13 protein-coding genes and 1 riboswitch are annotated in these 19,742 nt (G+C 42.0%); of the genes, 9 read left to right on the forward strand and 4 right to left on the reverse strand.

Annotated elements, in window-relative coordinates; genetic code table 11:
* Positions 1-44: 44 nt before the first annotated feature.
* From GO621_RS11070 to GO621_RS11085, 4 genes are read right to left on the reverse strand one after another with little or no spacing between them, the layout of a single operon-like run.
* On the reverse strand, positions 45-3,332 hold the full coding sequence (locus GO621_RS11070) for an efflux RND transporter permease subunit (protein WP_157566981.1): 3,288 nt from the start codon (positions 3,330-3,332) through the stop codon (positions 45-47).
* The gene (locus GO621_RS11075; protein WP_157566983.1) at positions 3,329-6,589 is read right to left on the reverse strand and encodes an efflux RND transporter permease subunit; all 3,261 of its coding nucleotides are present in this window, start codon (positions 6,587-6,589) and stop codon (positions 3,329-3,331) included. The genes GO621_RS11070 and GO621_RS11075 overlap by 4 nt, the downstream gene beginning before the upstream one ends.
* A 55-nt stretch (positions 6,590-6,644) precedes the next feature.
* Positions 6,645-7,853 (reverse strand): efflux RND transporter periplasmic adaptor subunit, encoded by a 1,209-nt coding sequence (locus GO621_RS11080; protein WP_198170220.1) that lies wholly within the window; start codon positions 7,851-7,853, stop codon positions 6,645-6,647.
* A gap of 8 nt (positions 7,854-7,861) precedes the next feature.
* Positions 7,862-9,238 carry a TolC family protein gene (locus GO621_RS11085; protein WP_157566985.1) on the reverse strand — a complete coding sequence of 459 codons (1,377 nt, stop codon included), beginning with the start codon at positions 9,236-9,238 and terminating at the stop codon, positions 7,862-7,864.
* A 278-nt stretch (positions 9,239-9,516) separates the two neighbouring features.
* Positions 9,517-9,624: riboswitch (SAM riboswitch) on the forward strand.
* A gap of 153 nt (positions 9,625-9,777) precedes the next feature.
* Here GO621_RS11085 and GO621_RS11090 point away from each other — a divergent pair.
* The 9 genes from GO621_RS11090 (at position 9,778) to GO621_RS11130 (ending at position 19,653) form a co-directional block, all read left to right on the forward strand.
* The gene (locus GO621_RS11090; protein WP_157566987.1) at positions 9,778-10,533 is read left to right on the forward strand and encodes a phosphoadenylyl-sulfate reductase; all 756 of its coding nucleotides are present in this window, start codon (positions 9,778-9,780) and stop codon (positions 10,531-10,533) included.
* Positions 10,534-10,535: 2 nt separating this feature from the next.
* A complete protein-coding gene (gene cysD / locus GO621_RS11095) occupies positions 10,536-11,432 on the forward strand; it encodes a sulfate adenylyltransferase subunit CysD (RefSeq protein WP_157566989.1) in 897 nt (298 codons plus the stop codon).
* 222 nt (positions 11,433-11,654) lie between these two features.
* The gene (locus GO621_RS11100) at positions 11,655-12,902 is read left to right on the forward strand and encodes a sulfate adenylyltransferase subunit 1 (RefSeq protein WP_157566991.1); all 1,248 of its coding nucleotides are present in this window, start codon (positions 11,655-11,657) and stop codon (positions 12,900-12,902) included.
* Positions 12,903-13,116: 214 nt separating this feature from the next.
* The gene (gene fic, locus GO621_RS11105) at positions 13,117-13,680 is read left to right on the forward strand and encodes a protein adenylyltransferase Fic (RefSeq protein ID WP_157566993.1); all 564 of its coding nucleotides are present in this window, start codon (positions 13,117-13,119) and stop codon (positions 13,678-13,680) included.
* Between the two features lie 55 nt (positions 13,681-13,735).
* A complete protein-coding gene (locus GO621_RS11110; protein ID WP_232335636.1) occupies positions 13,736-14,197 on the forward strand; it encodes an OsmC family protein in 462 nt (153 codons plus the stop codon).
* A gap of 5 nt (positions 14,198-14,202) precedes the next feature.
* The gene (locus GO621_RS11115; protein WP_157566995.1) at positions 14,203-15,399 is read left to right on the forward strand and encodes a trans-sulfuration enzyme family protein; all 1,197 of its coding nucleotides are present in this window, start codon (positions 14,203-14,205) and stop codon (positions 15,397-15,399) included.
* Between the two features lie 95 nt (positions 15,400-15,494).
* A complete protein-coding gene (locus tag GO621_RS11120) occupies positions 15,495-17,603 on the forward strand; it encodes a HEPN domain-containing protein (RefSeq protein WP_157566997.1) in 2,109 nt (702 codons plus the stop codon).
* A 17-nt stretch (positions 17,604-17,620) separates the two neighbouring features.
* Complete coding sequence (locus tag GO621_RS11125) at positions 17,621-19,126, forward strand: TSUP family transporter (RefSeq protein WP_157566999.1); 1,506 nt, start codon at positions 17,621-17,623, stop codon at positions 19,124-19,126.
* A gap of 59 nt (positions 19,127-19,185) precedes the next feature.
* Positions 19,186-19,653: an RrF2 family transcriptional regulator gene (locus tag GO621_RS11130; protein WP_157567001.1), complete on the forward strand. Its 468-nt coding sequence runs from the start codon at positions 19,186-19,188 to the stop codon at positions 19,651-19,653.
* Positions 19,654-19,742: the final 89 nt, after the last annotated feature.

Here is a 19,742-nt window from a genome sequence, read left to right on the forward strand (position 1 = left end):
ATCAAACATCAAAACAAAACTTAAACGGGCTCCAAAAGACAATTTTATTCAGGGCCTTCTTTCTGCTTATTTTCCAGATCAGCTTTATGGGAAGCACTGGCTTGCGCAATCTCATACTCCAGTTCTGGGTCGATATTCTGTTCTTCCACTTTTTTAGCTTTTTCCATCAGTTCGTCATGATGGGCAAGGAGCCAGTCGAGCTGTTTTTTGCCATAAGAAAGGCGTGTGAACAGCACAAAAAGCACCGGAACGATAAATATGGAAATGGTTGAAGAGGCGATCATGCCGCCTAAAACAGTAAAACCTATGGTATTCCTGGATTCTGCGCCGGCGCCGGTGGCCAAAGCAAGCGGTAACACACCGAGGATAAAAGCCATGGAAGTCATGATGATTGGCCGCAAACGCAGGCGCACGGCATCTAATGTAGATTGGATCAATTCTTCTCCGCGGTCAACCCTCACTTTAGCAAATTCAACGATTAGGATCGCATTTTTTGCAGATAAGCCGATCAAAGTGATCAGGCCGATTTGTGCATAAACATTGTTGGTAAGCTTCGGATCAAGCGTTAAGGCCAGCACGGCGCCAAAAGCGCTTACCGGAACGGCCAGCATCACAGAAAACGGCACCGACCAACTTTCATATAAGGCGGCCAGAAAAAGAAAAACGAAGGTAATGGATAAGATAAAAATATAAATGGTTGTAGAGCCGGCCTTTAATTCTTCATAGCTCAGGCCGGAAAACTCATACGTATAGCCTCGGGGCAGCGTTTTGGCAGCTAATGCTTTCAGTTCATCAATGGCCTGCCCTGAACTGTATCCCGGCGGAATGGAGCCATCCACTTCAGCAGAGCGGAAAATGTTAAAATGTGAAATTAGCGGTGCAGTCACAATGGGTTTATAACTGATTAAAGTACTAAGCGGCAGCATTTGCCCGGCCTGGTTACGTACATAATATTTATTGATATCGGATACGAGTGCGCGATAACTGGTATCAGCCTGGATAACTACGTGATAAGTACGGTTGTAAAGCGTAAAATTGTTTACAAACAGGCTGCCCATAAAAGCCTGCATTGTAGAAAATACATCTGTGATGTTAACGCCTAATTTTTCGCATTTTTCCCGGTCAACGGTAAGGTTATAACTTGGCGTATGGGCAGAAAAATAACTGAAAGCAGTTGAGGTTGCCGGATTCTTTTGTGCTGCCGCAACAAATTTTTTAACCACTTTTTCAAAAGCATGTACATCATCCTGCGAGCTGCCTTGTTCGAGCTGCATGCTAAAACCTGCTGCCAGGCCAATCCCTCTGATCGGTGGCGGCTGGATCACCACCACATTCGCATTTTTAATGCCCGCCTTAGCAATTCTTTTTTTAATCTCCGTGGTCAGTCCCTGGATTTTTGTTTTCGGCGTTGTGCGCTGGTCCCAGGGCTGAAGCATACAAAACATCGAGCCGTTATTAGAGTTAGCGCCTCCGTTAAGAATGTTAAAACCGGATATGGCTGTATAGTGCAATATCCCGGGCGTTGATCCCACTACTTTCATCAGTTTGGTCATCACGTTAACAGACTGTACGGTTGCAGAAGCTTCGGGTAACTGGTAGGTAATGTACAAACGGCCACTGTCATCTAAAGGCACAAAGCCGGAGGGCTTGCTTTTAAAGAGAAGATAAGCGCCGGCACAAATGCAAACCAACAGGATAATGATGAACCTGGAACGTTTAATACTTTTATCAACAGCGCCGGTATATTTTACGGTCAGTCTTTCAAAAAAGCCATTGAAATGATGGAAGAACCTGACAACAAAATTTGATTTATCGGTATAAGGGGCAGTAGGTTTTAAAAGCAAGGTGCAAAGAGCCGGCGTTAAAGACAAGGCAATAAAGGCTGAAATAATAACGGATATGGCAATAGTGATAGCAAACTGCTGATATAATCGTCCTACAATTCCCGGAATAAAACCCACCGGAACAAATACAGCGGCCAGAATGAGGGCAATAGCGATCACCGGCGCCGAAATTTCTTTCATGGCATGATAGGTAGCTTCTTTTGCAGACATTTTCTGTTGATCAATATAATGCTGTACGGCTTCCACCACAATAATGGCATCATCTACCACAATGCCAATAGCCAGCACAAAACCAAACATGGTTAAGGTATTTATGGTAAAGCCAAGCGGAATAAAAAAGCAGAAAGTAGCCAGGATAGATACCGGGATAGCTAAAATAGGGATGAGGGTAGAACGCCAGTTTTGCAGGAAAAGAAACACTACCAGGGCAACTAAACCAAGTGCTTTCAGCAAAGTGCCCACTACTTCCTGAATAGAAACTTTGATAATGGTTACCGATTCAAAAGGAACTTTATAATCCACATCGGCCGGGAAAGATTTTTTAAGCTTTGCCAGTGCTGCATATACATTTTCGGCCGTCTGTAAAGCGTTGCTTCCCGGCGACTGGTAAACCTGGATGGTGGACGCCCGGTTGCCATCAACAAAAGCATTGCTGGAGAAAGTAAATTTACCCAGCTCAACCCTTGCCACGTCTTTCAGGTAAACCAGTTCCCCGGTAGCCGGTACTGTTTTTACCACTATATTTTCGTAATCCTTTGCTTTGTTCAGCATACCATTCACCAAAATGCCAACTTCTTTTGTTTGAGACGATTCCTGTGGCGGAGAACCTACAGAACCTGCAGCAACATAAACGTTTTGGGCATTTAAAGCGGCCGTAATATCTGATGGTGTTAAACTGTAGGAAGCCATTTTATCCGGGTCCATCCAGATACGCATACTAAAGTTATCGGTGCGGGCAGAAACATCGCCCACACCCGGAACACGTAAGATGGCATCCTCAATAAACGTGTTGGTATAATTATCGAGAAAGGTAATATTGTGGGTATGTTTTGGAGAATAAATGCCAATCAGCATTAACTGATCTGGGTTGCTGGCCCGGACGGTTAAACCAATTTTACTGACGACAGAAGGCAATAACGGAGAAGCGATACCAACGCGGTTCTGCACGTTCAATGCCGCAATCTGAACATTGGTGCCGATTTTAAAAGTTACCCTGATGCCCATCCCGCCGCTGTTGGTATTGGTGCTTTGCATGTATTCCATGCCTGGTGTTCCGTTTACCTGTTCTTCAATCGGAATGGCAACTGTTTGTTCCACCGTTTGTGCATCGGCGCCGGTATAAGATCCGTTTACAGAAACGCTGGGCGGCGAAATGTTCGGGTATTGGTCAACAGCAAGGTTAAGGAGGCATATCGTTCCTGAAATCATCAATACTAATGAAATAACAATCGCCGTTACCGGCCTTTTGATAAATGTATTCGAAATCATGCCTGATCTAAATTACTCAGTTCACGGGATTTTCTGATCTCATATTCCAGTTCCGGATCAATGTTTTGCTCTTCCACTTTTTTCTCCTTTTCCATCAACTCGTCATGATGCGCTTTTAAGTACTCCAGTTTTTCCTTTCCGTAAGAAAACCTGGTGATCAGCACGTAAAGCACAGGAACAACAAATATGGCGATGGTAGAAGCAGCAAGCATACCGCCCAGAACAGTAAATCCAATTGTTCTGCGGGCAACTGCACCTGCACCTGTTGCCAGCACGAGCGGCAATACACCCAGGATAAATGCCAGGGAAGTCATAATGATCGGACGTAAACGCAAGCTGACTGCATCAAGAGTGGATTGTAACAGATCTTCGCCGCGATCAACCCGGACTTTAGCAAATTCTACAATCAAAATAGCATTTTTAGCTGCAAGGCCGATCAGGGTAATTAAACCTATTTGGGCATAAACATTATTGGTGAGGCTGGGCACAAGCACCAATGCCAGTATGGCACCGAAAGCTCCGATGGGCACAGCCAGCAGTACCGAAAGCGGAACAGACCAGCTTTCGTATAATGCTGCCAGGAATAGAAATACGAAGGTCAGGGAAAATAGGAAAATATAAATCGTGGTCGAGCCTGCTTTTACTTCTTCATAACTCAAACCTGAAAATTCAAAGGTGTAGCCTTCGGGAAGATTTTTTGCAGCAAGGCTTTGTAAAGCTGTTAAAGCATCGTTGCTGCTATAACCGGGCGCAGAAGATCCGTCAATTTCGGCAGTACGGAATATATTGAAGTGCGAAATAAGCGGTGCTGCTTCCGTAGGCGAATAACTGATTAGTGTACCTAACGGAACCATTGCACCCGCCTGATTTCGTACATAATATTTATTCATTGCAGAAATATTAGCCCTAAAAGCAGTATCGGCTTGCACAACTACGTGAAAAGTACGGTTGTAAGTTGTAAAATCATTTATGTACAAACTGCCCATAAAAGCTTGTATGGTTGTAAATACATCTGAAACGTTAACCCCAAGCTTCTCGCATTTCTGCCGGTCAACTGTTAAATTATAATTAGGTGTATGAGCTGTAAAAAAGCTGTAAGCTTTGGTTATTGCCGGATTTTTATTTGCTTCGGCCACAAACCGGTTTACCACTTTTTCAAATTGATGAATATCATCCGTTGTACTGCGCTGCTCTATCTGCAAACTAAAACCAACAGTTGTACCTACTCCGGGCAATGGCGAAGGCTGGATTACTTCAATATCGGCATTTTTTATTCCGGCATCTGCTATACGTTTCTGCATCACACCGATGATACCTGGTACTTGTTCGCTTGATTTACTGCGTTGGTCCCACGGCGCCAACTGGCAATAAATGGTACCGTTATTTGAATTGCTCGCATTGGTTATCACATTTAAACCTGATAACGCCGCATAATGAGCCACACCCGGCGTAGAGCCTACTACTTTCATCACTCTGGACATCACCTCTACAGATTGAGCTGTTGAAGATGCCGGTGGTAGTTGAAAAGTAACGTATAAGTTTCCGTCATCTTCTGAAGGGATAAATCCTGATGCTTTTCCCTGAAACATAAAATATGTACCTATGCAAACAACTACCAGCAAAATAACGACATATCGAGTGCCCTGAATACTCTTTTTTACGCCATTGGTGTATTTAGCTGTCACGCGGTCAAACCAGGCATTAAATCTACCAAACCATTTATTCAAACCTTTTGCCTGTTTATCAGGATCAGTACGCTTCAGTAGCAACGAACACAAAGCAGGTGTTAAAGACAAGGCGATAAAAGCAGATATAATTACGGAGATAGCTATAGTGATGGCAAATTGCTGGTATAATCTGCCTACAATTCCCGGAATAAATCCCACCGGAACAAACACTGCTGCAAGAATAAGCGCAATAGCAATTACGGGCGCCGAAATATCTTTCATGGCTTGATATGTTGCTTCTTTTGCCGACATATTATCATGATCGATGTAATGCTGTACTGCTTCCACAACAATGATGGCGTCATCAACCACAATACCAATAGCCAGTACAAAACCGAACATGGTTAATGTATTAATGGTAAAGCCAAGCGGAATAAAAAAGCAGAAAGTACCAAATATGGATACCGGGATGGCCAAAACAGGTATGAGCGTAGAGCGCCAGTTTTGCAGGAATAAAAATACTACAACAGCAACAAGTCCTAATGTTTTCAACAAGGTCCAGACCACATCATCCATAGAAACTTTTACGACCGTAACCGATTCAAAAGGAACGCTGTAGGATACATCCGAAGGAAACGTTTGCTTCAGTTTAGCTAAAGTTTCATAAACTCCTTTTGCTGTTTCTAATGCATTACTGCCGGGCGCCTGGTATATCTGCAGGTATGACGCCCGTTTTCCATCCACAAAAGAATTGCTGGAAAACGTGAATTTACCCAGTTCTACCCGGGCCACATCTTTAAGGTAAACCAGCTCGCCGCTTGCCGGTACTGTTTTTACAATGATATTTTCGAACTCGCTTGCTTTGCTTAAACGCCCGTTTACCAGTATGCCTAATTCGTAAGTCTGGGTGGAAGCTTGCGGCGGTACACCGGCAGTTCCTGCAGCTACCTGTACGTTTTGTGCATTTAGTGCATTGATTACATCTGCCGGTGTTAAACTATAGGCAGCCATTTTATCCGGGTTCATCCAGATGCGCATGCTAAAATCATCTGTAAAACGATTGATGCTTCCCACTCCCGGCACACGTAACAAAGCATCCTGCACGAAAATGTTGGTGTAGTTATCCAGGAAGGTGATATTGTGTGTGCCTTTTGGGGCATAGATGGCAACCATCATCAGCATACTTGGATTTACCGCGCGGACGGTTAACCCCAATCTGCTAACTACAGCAGGTAATAATGGCGTGGCAATACTTACCCGGTTTTGAACATCTAATGCGGCAACATCAATATTAGTACCTATTTTAAACGTAACGTTCATGGTCATCAGCCCGTTATTGGTACTGTTGCTTTGCATGTATTCCATGCCCGGTGTACCGTTTACCTGGCTCTCGATGGGAGTAGCTACCGTTTGCTCAACAGTTTGGGCATCGGCACCGGTAAACTGGCCGTTTACCTGTACAATTGGAGGTGTTATATCAGGATATTGATCGATGGGAAGATTGAGAATGCAAATGGCCCCAGTTAAAACCAGTACAATGGAGATAACGATGGCGGTAACCGGCCTTTTGATAAACGTATTAGCAATCATAAATTATTCTTACCCGAAATAAATAAACGTTGAATTTTTCCTTCAGCCTAGCTAATCATTGCTTGCCGCCTTTACCGCCTTGCGAAGGGGCAACTTTGTTAGCTGTAGTTATGGGTGAGCCGTCATGCAGGGATTGCACACCGTCAACCACAATTTTATCTCCCTCATTGATACCTTTTTTAACAATGATATCAGGGCCGATGGTTTGTCCAACCTGTACCTTTCTTTGTAATGCCATCAGTTTCCGGCGCTTTGGCATCTTGCCGGATTTATTTTTCTGGCCAGCAGAATCGGTTACTAAGCTGTCTTTTGCAGTAAAAACGAAATATTCGCCCATTTGCTCGGTAACAGCTTTGTTGGGTATTAAAATCTGAGGCTTTGTTTCCTCGTTATGGACCCTCACGATACAACTCATGCCAGCTATCAAAGCGTTTGTCGGATTATCAAAAACCAGACGGATACGTACTGCTCCCGTCTGCGGATCAACTGCTCGGTCTATCACCGAAATTTTTCCGGTATGCGGATAAAGGGAATTGTTCGGTAGCAGGAGGGTGAACAAAGAATCCATGAGATGCCTGCTGTTTTTAAGCGCGTCAAACCGGGCAATCTGTTTTTCATTGATCAAAAAATCAACAGCCATCGGATTATCGGTAGAAATGGTGTTTAAAACAGTAGAGCCAGCGGTTACCACGTTACCTAATTTAACCTGACTGAAACCTATTGTTCCGCTAAAAGGCGCATAAATAACGGCATAACCTAAATTGGTACGTGCTGTTCTTACCGCTTCTTCTGCAGATTTAACCGTATTTTTAGCATTTTGATAGGCAATTACTGCATGATCATATAGTTGTTTGGCAACTGCGTTGTACTTGTTCAAATAGGCATATCTGTCTTCATCCTGTTTTGCCTGTACCTGGTTTCCCTGCTGCACCTGTAGGTTAGCTACTGCTGCAGCATAATTTTGCTGGTATAAACGTTTGTCAATTTCATAAAGCTTTTGTCCTTTTTTTACATGGCTGCCTTCCTTAAAAAATATTCCGGTAATAGCGCCAGGAACTTGCGGAAGCAAGTTTACCTGACTTAAAGCTGCTGTAGTGGAAGGATATTTATCATAATATAGAACGTTTTCTGCTTTTGCTTTCATTAAATTAACCGGGACCGAAGGATCAGAAGGCGCCTGCTTCTTCTTGCAGGAAAATAAAGCAAAACAGCTGATGATAATTATATTCGATATTGCCCTATTCATAAAGGTTAGGTTAAGCATTTTATAGATTAGTAGGTTATATTTCCCATCGCTTTTTCCAGGTCAATTTTGCTTGACAGTAGCTGGAATAAGGCATTTAAGTAGCCGATTTCTGAGTTTATTAAATTTGATTCAGCAGTAATCACATTCAGGTACGCTACTACTCCCTGTTGATATTGAAGCGTAACCACAAAATATACCCGTTTTGCCAGAACAACATTTTTTTGCAGCTCGCGCAGGTTGTACAAATTGCTTTTATAATTTGCCAAAGCGGTGGTGTACTCCGTATATATCTGTGATCTAAGGTTTACTTCACTTAAACCAATCTGCTGTTGCTGTAGCTTTGCCCTGCGAAGATTATTTAATCTCGAAAATCCAGTGAAAATGGGTATGCCGATTGATAATCCTACTGTAGAATTGGGATAGGAGCTACTGAAAAGGTCAGCAAAGCTGTTGTTATAAAAAGCTAAATTGTAATTGTAAAAAGCGGATAAGCTCGGTAAAAAAGCAAAACGGTAATAATTAATGGTTTGGTCCTGAATACTTTTCTGCGTGTTAATAATCTGATATTCTATCCGCTTTTCATATTGCAACTGTTGGGTAGTATCCAGATTAACCGCTTGTATCATTTTCAGCGTATCAAAACTGACGTTAAATTGTTTTTCTGGCTGATAACCCATTAATTGTTTTAAACTGGCATACTGCGGAACTACATTTTCTGTTGCCTGTTTTAACTGGACTTTAGAGTTGCTGAGCGTGATAGTAGCCTGCTCATAATCCGTTTCATCAACAATACCGCCTACATATTGGTGGTAGGCGTCTCTCACGTTTTTGCCCAATCGCGCTGTATCTTCTTTCAAAACATTGATCTGTTCAAGTGTGAGCAGTAAATTGTAAAAGGATTTACTAACCGATGCCACAACATTTATTTTAGTACTATCAGTAACCTGTTTTGCTTCTTTAATATAAAGCGGCGCACTTTTGGCAACAAATAAAAGATTAGGGCTAAACAAAGCTTGTGAGGCGGCCAAGCCTGGTACAAAACTGTTAGTTACTCCGGTCTGTTGCCGTACAGGAGTTCCGCCGGCGGTAGTAGTTACATAAGTAGTAGGTAATTCGTTATAATGTGTTAGGTTACCCGCCACATTAACTTGTGGTAACCAAGCAGCTAAATTAATACGATTGGTTGTCCTTGCAATCGATACATTGATTAACGATTGCTGCAGAAAAGGCTGATGCTGCAATGCATAATCAATACATTGTTGTAATGTTAAGTTGGTAGTGGTATCATTAACAACACGATTTTGCGCATCGGAAGCCTGGCCAATACAAAGGCCAAGCGTCAGGAATAGTATTTTTTTCAGCTTTTCAATATAAAAAAATGCAAGCCTGGTATAATGTATCATATTGTATTAGTCGTATTCATTTCAGCTTTGTTAACCCATGTAAGATCATATCAAACATTTTCAAATAGGACTATGTAAAATTGAGAAATTCAAGTTGGTTGTGATAGTAACAATACTGATAAACAAAGGGTTTCACTAAAGCCAATAACAGTCTTGTTACACATTCCTTAAATTTGTACGGCTAAAAAGAAGGAAAAATTTACCTTACTCACACAACTTCTCCTTGCAGCTACCTCTAAAACTTTTATCTTTGCAGCATTCCACACTAAAAATAGTTTGGTTTATACAGAAGAGGTGAGAGATCAGGCTCCATAACCCTCTGGCAACCCGCTTACAATTTTTGATGCAAGGTGCCAAATCCTGCTCCGCAAGGAGAACTATAAATTGAATATGAAAAAAAATATTCTTACTGCAATGATAGGTTTGGCGCTGTATAAATGCCGGAAGCAAATTTATATCATTAATTTTTGCTGATAAAAGAAGCATGAAGCCATCAACCAATGATTGAAACAAGAAACCTACAAAACCGATAGATTATCATGGAAGCTAATCAGTTGACAGAACTCGAAAAAGAATTTGAAAATATACCGCTAAAAGAAGCATTGCAATTAATTGCGTCACGCTTTCCAGGTCAGGTTGCTTTTTCAACTTCCTTCGGAATGGAAGACCAGGTGATTACACATATCATCGGCAAAAATAAAATCCCACTGAAGGTTTTTACTTTAGATACCGGCCGTATGTTTAATGAAACGTACGAAGTTTGGTCGTCCACAGCAAATATCTTTGATTTAGCGATTGATCCTTTTTATCCTGATGCACAGGAAATCCAAAACTTCGTTAACGAGCGCGGTATCAACAGCATGTACCTATCCGTGGATAACCGCAAAGAATGCTGCCGCATCCGTAAAATTGAACCTTTAAAAAGGGCATTAAAGGGCATAGCGGTTTGGGTTACCGGCGTTCGTGCGGCGCAGTCTGTTAATCGACAGAATTTTAAAATGTTTGAGTGGGACGAGGCTTTCCAGCTCATCAAATTTAATCCACTGCTGCACTGGAGCGATCAGGACGTGGCTGATTTTATCCACCAAAACCACACACCTTATAATCAGTTACATGATCAGGGTTTTTTAAGTATCGGCTGCGCACCTTGTACACGTGCCGTTCAGTTTGGAGAAGATGCCCGTGCCGGAAGATGGTGGTGGGAAGATTCTAAAAAAGAATGCGGGCTGCACCAAACCAAAGTATTAGCTGATATTACCGATCCTGAATTAACACAATCAACAGACATTCATTAATAATGAGCATATCCAATCATTTAAAAGAACTGGAAGAAGAATCCATTTATATCATGCGCGAAGTGGCTGCACAATTCGAGCGGCCGGCTTTATTGTTTTCAGGCGGAAAAGACTCGATCACGCTGGTCCACCTGGCACGTAAAGCTTTTTATCCGGCTAAATTTCCGTTCCCTTTGGTCCATATTGATACTGGCCATAACTTCCCGGAAACGATTGAATTTCGAGATCATCTGGTGGAAAAAATTGGTGCACAACTAATTGTACGTTATGTGCAAGATAGTATCAACCAGAAAAAAGCAACCGAAGAAACCGGAAAATATGCCAGCAGAAACAGCTTGCAAACGGTAACTTTATTAGATACGATCGAAGAATTTAAGTTTGATGCCTGTATTGGCGGCGCCCGTCGTGATGAAGAAAAAGCACGTGCCAAAGAACGTATTTTCTCTGTTCGTGATGAGTTCGGTTCCTGGGAACCAAAACGCCAGCGCCCGGAATTGTGGGGACATTTAAACGGCATGATCAATTACGGTGAAAATGTGCGTTGTTTCCCGATCAGTAACTGGACGGAACTGGACGTTTGGAATTACATTAAACAGGAAAAACTGGATTTGCCAAGTATTTATTTTACCCATCCTCGTGAAGTTTTAGTGAGAGATGGCCAGCTTTTCCCATATTCAGAATTTTTGAATATGGATGGCGAAGAAGTTTTTACACAAGATGTTCGTTTCCGCACCGTTGGCGATATGACTTGTACTGCTGCTGTTTCTTCAACCGCCGGAACTTTGGATGATATTATTGAAGAAATTAAATCTTCCCGAATATCAGAGCGCGGAGCGAGGATGGATGATAAACGTTCTGAAGCTGCGATGGAAAAAAGGAAATTGGCGGGATATTTTTAATACTGTTTTTAGCAGACATTTTTAAGACAAATTGGAAGAAACACACCCCTAACCCCTCTCAAGAGGGGAAGCAAAGTTTGCTACTTTTATGGTTTAGAAAGGTATGCGAGCGATTTCCCCTCTTGAGAGGGGTTAGGGGTGTGTCCTTCTTCACATAAAAAACATCGATAAAAACAGCATTCAACCAAATACTAATACTGTTTTTATCACCAAAAAATTAACATGGAACTTTTAAAATTTTCAACCGCCGGCAGTGTGGACGATGGCAAAAGCACGCTGATCGGCAGGTTGTTGTACGATACCGGCTCATTAACAGAAGATCAATTAGAAGCGGTAGAAGCAGCAAGCAAACGCAAAGGTTTTGATTACCTCGACCTTTCTTTGCTTACAGATGGTTTAAGTGCCGAACGCGAGCAAGGCATCACCATTGATGTAGCGCATATTTATTTTGCCACGGCAAACCGCAAATTTATTATTGCGGATACGCCCGGACACGTGGAATATACGCGAAATATGGTTACCGGCGCTTCGCATTCGCAGCTTTCTATTATTTTAATTGATGCGCGAAAAGGCGTGATCGAGCAAACGCAGCGACACTTTTTTATCGCCAATTTATTGCAGATCCCGGAAATTGTAGTAGCTGTAAATAAAATGGACCTGGTGGGTTTTGAGGAAGAGAAATTTAATGCGATAAAAGAAGCATTCCTGCAGTTTGCAGAAGGTTTTCCGAAGTTTAAACAAAACATTACCTTCATTCCTATTTCTTCTTTAAAAGGCGATAATGTGGTGAACGAGTCTGAAAACATGCCCTGGTACCAGGGGAAATCTTTACTGCATTACCTTGAAAATGTTGATGTAAGCAGCAGTATAAACAAAACCGATGCGCGTTTTCCGGTGCAGTATGTCATCCGTCCGCACTCAGAAGAATTTCATGATTACCGCGGTTATGCCGGAAGGGTGATCAGCGGGGAGTTTACAGTAGGAGAGGAAGTTACCGTTCTGCCTTCGCAGCAAAAATCAACCATCAAACAGGTGGTTACATTTGATGGCGACCTGAAAACTGCCGAAACCCATTCTTCCGTTACTTTATTGTTGGAAGACGAAGTGGATATTACCCGCGGAAATATGCTGGTAAAAACAGCAAACCTGCCGCAGATAGACAAAGAAATTACTGCAGATATTTGCTGGATGGATACGCAGTCCTTGGTTCCCGGCGGAAAATATCTGATCGAGCATAGTCATAATCTGATCAAGGCAATTGTACGCGAAGTGGATTACATTGTGCACACCAGCACTTTAAATAAAGATACCGAAACCAAAACCATCAAACTGAATGATATTGCGCGTGTGAAAATTAAAATGGCTCAACCGCTTTTTTTTGATGCTTATGAGCAAAATCAGGCAAACGGTTCTTTCATTTTAATTAACGAACAAACAAAAAATACGGTTGCGGCGGGAATAATTGTGTAGAAAGGTGAGAGGTATCAGCTTTCAGCAATCAGTGCTTGGCCAGACGACGATGGAAAGACGACGCTTTGTCATCCTGAGCCTGTCAAAGGATTCATCGAAGCAAAAGAGAATTTATGTTGATAAAAGAAGCATTGATATTTGAAGAAGATTTCTCCCTACGGTCGAAATGACAAAGCGGCAAGCAAACCGCAATGACAAACTTTTCAAACTTTAAATGAAAAATATTGACAGGAAAAGCTTAGAGAAAGCTTATAGATTGTTTGATACCGGTGATATTGACCGAATAGAGATAGGAACAACTCATGGATTACAGCAAATACACCAATATTTGTTTGACGGACTTTATGATTTTGCCGGTAAGCTTCGTGCCCGGAATATCTCAAAAGGTGGTTTCAGGTTTGCAACAGCATTGTATCTGAAGGAAATTTTGCAAAAAGTGGAACAAATGCCAGAGAACACTTTTGAAGAAATCATTGAAAAGTATGTGGAAATGAATATAGCGCATCCTTTTATGGAAGGCAACGGCAGGACGATGCGGATATGGTTGGATATGCTTTTGAAAAAGAGACTAAAAAAAGTAGTAAACTGGCAGTTTGTAGATAAAACGCTTTATTTACAGGCCATGGAACGCAGTCCAATTAACGACTTGGAATTACGAACGCTACTTGTTGCTAATCTAACTGGAGACATAAACAATAGAGAAATTATTTTTAAAGGTATCGAACAATCTTACTATTATGAAGGATATCAAAAAGAAGATGATGACGAACAAAGCTGACACTTTATACTTCTAATAATAGAAGGGCAGCACGCTGGAATAACAAAAACGGCAAATGACAAAACCTGAACTGACAACCGGCAACTCAAAACTTACAACTGAAATGAAAATCAACCTCAGCAGAAAAAATAAAGCTTACCATTTCGAAGCGGAAAATGAACAGGGAAATACTTTAGATATGGATGCCAACCCGGCAATTGGCGGAGAAAATCAAGGCTTCCGGCCGATGGAAACTTTGCTGGCCGGTTTAGGCGGATGCAGCGCAATCGATATGGTATCGATCCTGAAAAAACAAAAAGAACCGATTGAAGATTTAAAGATCAGCATTAACGGTAAACGTTTTGAAGGCCAGGAGCCATCTTTGTTTGAAACCATCGACATTGAATTTCATGTTTTTGGTGCCGTAAACGAAGCAAAAATACAACGTGCACTCGAACTTACTTTCGAAAAGTATTGTTCTGTTGCCATGATCCTGAATAAAACAGCAAAAATTAATTTTTCCTATAAGCTCAACTAATATCCATGAGTCAGCATTTCGAAACCCAAGCCGTTCGTACACAAATGGAACGCAGTCAGCATAAAGAACATTCGGCACCTATTTACATGACTTCCAGCTACAAGTTTGATGATGCGGAAGAAATGCGTGCGTTGTTTACCGGCGAGCAGGAAGGGAATATTTACAGCCGCTATGCCAATCCAAATGTTGACGAGTTCATCACTAAAATGGCAATATTGGAAGGTACGGATGATGGCTGGGCAACTGCAACCGGAATGGCTGCTATTTTTACCACTTTCGCTGCGTTTTTAAAGCAAGGCGATCATATACTTTCCAGCCGTTCGGTTTTTGGTTCTACGCACCAGTTGCTGCATAATATTCTGCCAAAATGGGGCATTACCTATTCGTATGCTGATCTGGATAAAACGGAAGAATGGGAAAAACTTATCCAGCCGAACACCAAAATGATTTTTGTAGAAACACCTTCCAATCCCGGAATTGATATTATAGATTTGGAATGGTTGGGCAATTTCTCTAAAAAACATGGTGCAATGCTGGTAGTTGATAATTGTTTTGCTACACCTTATTTGCAGCAGCCGATTAAGTATGGAACCGATTTATCTATTCATTCAGCTACCAAATATATCGACGGACAAGGCCGTGCTTTAGGCGGAATTATTTTAGGCAGAAATGAATTGATCAGAGAAATTGAAGGTTTTGCGCGCCATTCCGGTCCGGCTTTATCGCCTTTTAATTCCTGGATTTTAAGTAAAAGCCTGGAAACTTTAGCCGTAAGGATGGACCGCCATTGCGAAAGCGCGTTAAAAGTTGCAACAGCCTTAGAAGCAAATCCGGAAGTGGAACTGGTAAAATATCCGTTCCTGCCTTCACATCCGCAGTACGAAATCGCCAAAAAGCAAATGAAAGCAGGCGGCGGTATCATTACGTTTGTGCCAAAAGGAGGATTGGAAAGAGCGGCAAGGTTTTTGGACGCTTTAAAGATGTTTTCCATTTCGGCCAATTTGGGAGATACACGTTCTATCGCCACGCATCCGGCAACCAGTACGCATTCTAAATTAACCGAAGAGCAGCGCAATGAAGTGGGCATTGAGCAGGGAACTATTCGTTTATCAATCGGGCTGGAACATGTGGATGATATTCTGGCCGATATAGAGCAAGCCCTGAAAGCTTCGGTTTTAGAACCAGAGGAAACCTCAAAATAAGGTAAAAATATACCGGTAAAAGAAGTATTCAGCAAATGCTTCTTTTATCGGTACAAAATATATATTACTATTGTATATTAATTCTATAGAGTATAATGCAAAGTTTCAGAACTGAGTTAGAGAACCCTGTTGTAGAAAAAGACATTCTGGATTTAGAAAAGAAAATCCGTTTGTTCCGCGAAGGAAAAATAGATGATGAGAAGTTCCGCAGCCTGCGTTTGGCCCGCGGCGTTTACGGACAGCGGCAGCAAGGCGTGCAAATGGTACGCATCAAATTGCCTTATGGGAAAGTTACGACGCAGCAACTGAATAAAATCAGTGATGTTTCTGATGAATATGCAACAGGAAATCTGCATATTACTACCCGTCAGGATATTCAAATCCACTTTGTAAGCCTCGACCGCACACCGCAATTATGGGCAGAACTGGAAGAAGATGATATCACCTTGCGCGAAGCTTGCGGAAATACGGTTAGAAATGTAACCGCATCTGCAATGGCTGGCATCGACCCGAAAGAACCTTTTGATGTTTCGCCTTATGCCCATGCTGCTTTTGCCTACTTTTTACGTAACCCGATCTGCCAGGAAATGGGAAGGAAGTTTAAAATTGCTTTTTCTTCTTCCGAAGATGATACTGCATTTGCCTTTATGCACGATCTGGGTTTTATCCCGAAGGTAAAAATCGAAAACGGTGTTGAAACAAGAGGATTTAAAGTGGTTTTAGGCGGAGGTTTAGGTTCTCAGCCTTACATGGCCGATCCGGTTACAGATTTTATGCCCGTAAACCAGATCATTCCTTTTGCAGAATCTGTTCTGCGTGTTTTCGACCGTTACGGCGAACGCAACAAACGCCACAAAGCACGGATGAAATATCTGGTGCAGGATATTGGCGCAGAAGAATTGATCCGTTTAGCGGAAGCCGAACGTTTGGCGCTTAAAAATAAAACTTACGAGATCAATACTTCGGAATATGAAACAAGTATTCCTGAAAATGGAATTTTTAACGCCGAGATTACTGATCCGTTAAAATACGAACAATGGCTTAAAACCAACGTTTTTCCGCAGAAACAAGCAGGATTTGTAGCTATCGGTTTACGTATCCAGAACGGAGATATTAAAACACCAATTGCACGCCAGTTAATTTCATTGGTAAAAACAGCAGCGGCAGACGATATCCGTTTAACCAATACACAGGGCATGCTGTTAAAGTTTGTCCGCGAAGAAAACCTACCTTACGTTTTTGAGGAACTGAACCGGTTGACTTTAGCAGAACCGGGTTTTGAAAGCATGGCCGATATTACTTCCTGCCCCGGAACAGATACCTGTAACCTGGGAATTTCCAACAGTACCGGTATTACCCGTGAGCTGGAAAAAGTAATTAAAAACGAGTTTCCTGATTTGATTTACAATACAGATATTAAAATCAAGATCAGTGGTTGTATCAATTCGTGTGCACAGCATGCGATGGCCAGTATTGGTTTTCATGGATCAAGTATGAAGATTGATAAAATGGTTGCTCCGGCTTTGCAAGTACTTTTAGGCGGCGGCCCAACCGGAAATGGTGCTGGAGTTGCTGCGGATAAAGTAATTAAAGTGCCCAGTAAACGCGGTCCGCAGGTATTGCGTGAATTATTGTATGATTATCAAACCAATTCAATCGAAGGCGAACTTTTTAATCAGTATTACAACCGCCAGGGTAAAATTTACTTCTACGATTTGTTGAATCCGCTGGGCGATACTAAAACAGTAACTCCGGATGATTTTATCGACTGGGAACAAAGCGCGCCTTACAAAACCGAAATCGGTGTTGGCGAGTGTGCCGGTGTAATGATTGATCTGGTAGCAACACTGTTGTTTGAATCTGATGAAAAATTAGAAAACGCTGATACTTCTTTTAAGGCAGGAGATTATGCAGATGCGATCTATTACGCTTATACGGCTTTCGTTCATACAGCTAAAGCGATGTTGATTTCTGAAAATATCAAAACCAATACACAGGCTGGCATCATCACTGATTTTGATACCAACTTTGTTGCAACTGGTAAAATCGAGCTGCCGATCATTTTTGAAGAACTGGTTTATCAGATCAATCAGCAGGAACCAAGCCAAGAATTTGCTAAATATTATATCGAGCAATCACGGATGATTAAGCAAAAAGCTGCAGATTATCGCGAAGCACAACTTGCAGAAAACGTTATTAAATAATAGGCCTTAAAAGAAGCATGGCAACGGAAGAAGTAGCAACTATTAAAGCAGCAGCAGTCAATACACTTTTCCCGGTTTTTTTAAAACCCGAGAAGCTGGATACTTTGCTGGTTGGCGGCGGCTATGTGGCCATGGAGAAGTTACAGGCAATTTTTGGAAACTGTCCGGATGCAAAAGTCAAAGTTGTTGGCAGGGAAATTTCCGAAGAGATCAAAGAATTTGCCGGTAAAAGAAGCATCTTGTTTGAGGAGCGCGCTTTTGCCGAAGCTGATCTTTTTGAAAAAGATTTGGTGATTGTTGCGATAGATGACAAACAGGTAAGCCGGCAGATCTACCAGCTTTGTAAAGCCAGGAATTTACTGGTTAATGTTGCAGACACGCCAGACCTATGCGATTTCTACCTGAGTTCTGTTGTACAAAAAGGAAACCTTAAAATTGCGATTTCGACTAACGGAAAATCGCCAACAGTAGCCAAGCGCGTAAAAGAAGTTTTAAACGAAACTTTTCCTGCGGAGATCGATGACGTGTTAAACAACATGACACAAATCCGCAAAAAATTAAACGGGGATTTTTCGGACAAGGTAAAACAGTTGAACGAAATCACTTCTGGCCTGGTAAACGAGCAGCAACCTGCAAAAGTTAAAATTACACGTCCGGTTGCCATCACTTTTGCTGTTTTATCAGCCATCGGGCTAATGATTTTAGGCCATGTGCTTTTTACTTATTTAAGTTACCAGCGTATTATTAACGCCCAGGATTGGTTAACAGCGCAGTTTAACCAACAGTTGTTGTTATACATGTTAGGCGGTTTTATCGCTTCGCTGATTGATGGCGCCTGTGGTATGGCTTATGGTGTTACTTCCACTACTTTCCTGCTTTCTTTGGGCATTCCGCCTGCTGCGGCAAGTGCAAGTGTTCATGCTTCCGAAGTGTTTAACAATGGCGCTTCCGGTTTAATGCATTGGAAATCTGGCAATGTTAACTTTAAACTCTTTAAAAAACTACTTATTCCAGGCATTATTGGTGCCGTTGCCGGTGCAACTATTTTATCGTCTTTGCATCAATACAGCCAGTATTTAAAGCCTTTAGTTGGTTGTTATACGCTTTTCCTGGGCGTACTGATTATCCGTAAAGCGTTAAATAAAACCCGGCCGGCTAAAAAAATTAAAAGAATAGGCTTATTAGCAGGTATTGGTGGTTTGCTGGATGCGATTGGCGGCGGCGGCTGGGGGCCAATTGTTACTACCGGCTTAATCGCAGGCGGGCGAAATGTACGCTACACCATCGGAACTTCCACTTTAACCAAAGGCTGTGTGGCTTTTACCAGTGCCGTTACTTTTATTTTGCTGATTGGTTTGCACCATTTCCAGGTAATTCTGGGTTTGGTTTTAGGCGGAATGATTGCGGCACCGATTGCAGTTCGTATCTCCAATAAATTGCCCGTAAAAACACTCATGATTTTTGTTGGTATCGTAGTGATTTTAGTTTCCCTGCGCATCGTTTCCGGTTTATTTTTCAAATAACCGGCCCGCAAAAATTTTTTACATTTGTTTAATCGTTCCTGATTTAAACACGAATTCCATTGCTTACCAAAAAAACCAAATACGCGGTAAAAGCCCTGATGGCGCTGGCCAGAAATACGGATAACAAGCCGATGTTGATTGCTGATATTGCTAAAGGTGACCAGTTGCCTAAAAAATTTCTGGAAGCAATTTTATTGGAATTAAAACGCGGTGGATTTTTAAGTAGTAAAAAAGGGGCGGGCGGCGGCTATTACCTGCTAAAAACAGCAGATGAGATCAAACTTTCTGCTATTATCCGCGTAATTGACGGCCCGATTGCTTTACTGCCTTGTGTAAGCCTGAACTTTTACGAAAAGTGTGCCGAGTGTGTAGATGAACATTATTGCGGTATCCGCGATGTAATGGCCAATGTTCGGGATGCTACTTTAAAAATTTTAGGCGATACCAGTATTGCAGATATGGTGCACCGGGAAGATACTTTGGCTAAGGCAGAAGGAAAAGTTGCGGATGATAGTTTGCTGGCTTGAGTTGAAGTAAACGGAATAATACAATTTTATGCATGTGATGGCGGCCCTTATTTTAGTTTTTCAAACGGGATTTCCTTTTTGCAAGTTGT

This window comes from Mucilaginibacter arboris (assembly GCF_009754915.1).
Classification (GTDB): Bacteria; Bacteroidota; Bacteroidia; order Sphingobacteriales; family Sphingobacteriaceae; genus Mucilaginibacter_A; species Mucilaginibacter_A arboris.

Bases quoted from the DNA above. Each gene is read 5' to 3' on its own strand.
- GO621_RS11085 (WP_157566985.1), bottom strand. From the start codon at position 9,238: ATGATACATTATACCAGGCTTGCATTTTTTTATATTGAAAAGCTGAAA.
- GO621_RS11110 (WP_232335636.1), top strand. From the start codon at position 13,736: ATGACAAAACCTGAACTGACAACCGGCAACTCAAAACTTACAACTGAA.
- GO621_RS11120 (WP_157566997.1), top strand. From the start codon at position 15,495: ATGCAAAGTTTCAGAACTGAGTTAGAGAACCCTGTTGTAGAAAAAGAC.
- cysD (WP_157566989.1), top strand. From the start codon at position 10,536: ATGAGCATATCCAATCATTTAAAAGAACTGGAAGAAGAATCCATTTAT.
- GO621_RS11070 (WP_157566981.1), bottom strand. From the start codon at position 3,332: ATGATTTCGAATACATTTATCAAAAGGCCGGTAACGGCGATTGTTATT.
- GO621_RS11080 (WP_198170220.1), bottom strand. From the start codon at position 7,853: ATGCTTAACCTAACCTTTATGAATAGGGCAATATCGAATATAATTATC.
- GO621_RS11100 (WP_157566991.1), top strand. From the start codon at position 11,655: ATGGAACTTTTAAAATTTTCAACCGCCGGCAGTGTGGACGATGGCAAA.
- fic (WP_157566993.1), top strand. From the start codon at position 13,117: ATGAAAAATATTGACAGGAAAAGCTTAGAGAAAGCTTATAGATTGTTT.
- GO621_RS11090 (WP_157566987.1), top strand. From the start codon at position 9,778: ATGGAAGCTAATCAGTTGACAGAACTCGAAAAAGAATTTGAAAATATA.
- GO621_RS11125 (WP_157566999.1), top strand. From the start codon at position 17,621: ATGGCAACGGAAGAAGTAGCAACTATTAAAGCAGCAGCAGTCAATACA.
- GO621_RS11075 (WP_157566983.1), bottom strand. From the start codon at position 6,589: ATGATTGCTAATACGTTTATCAAAAGGCCGGTTACCGCCATCGTTATC.
- GO621_RS11115 (WP_157566995.1), top strand. From the start codon at position 14,203: ATGAGTCAGCATTTCGAAACCCAAGCCGTTCGTACACAAATGGAACGC.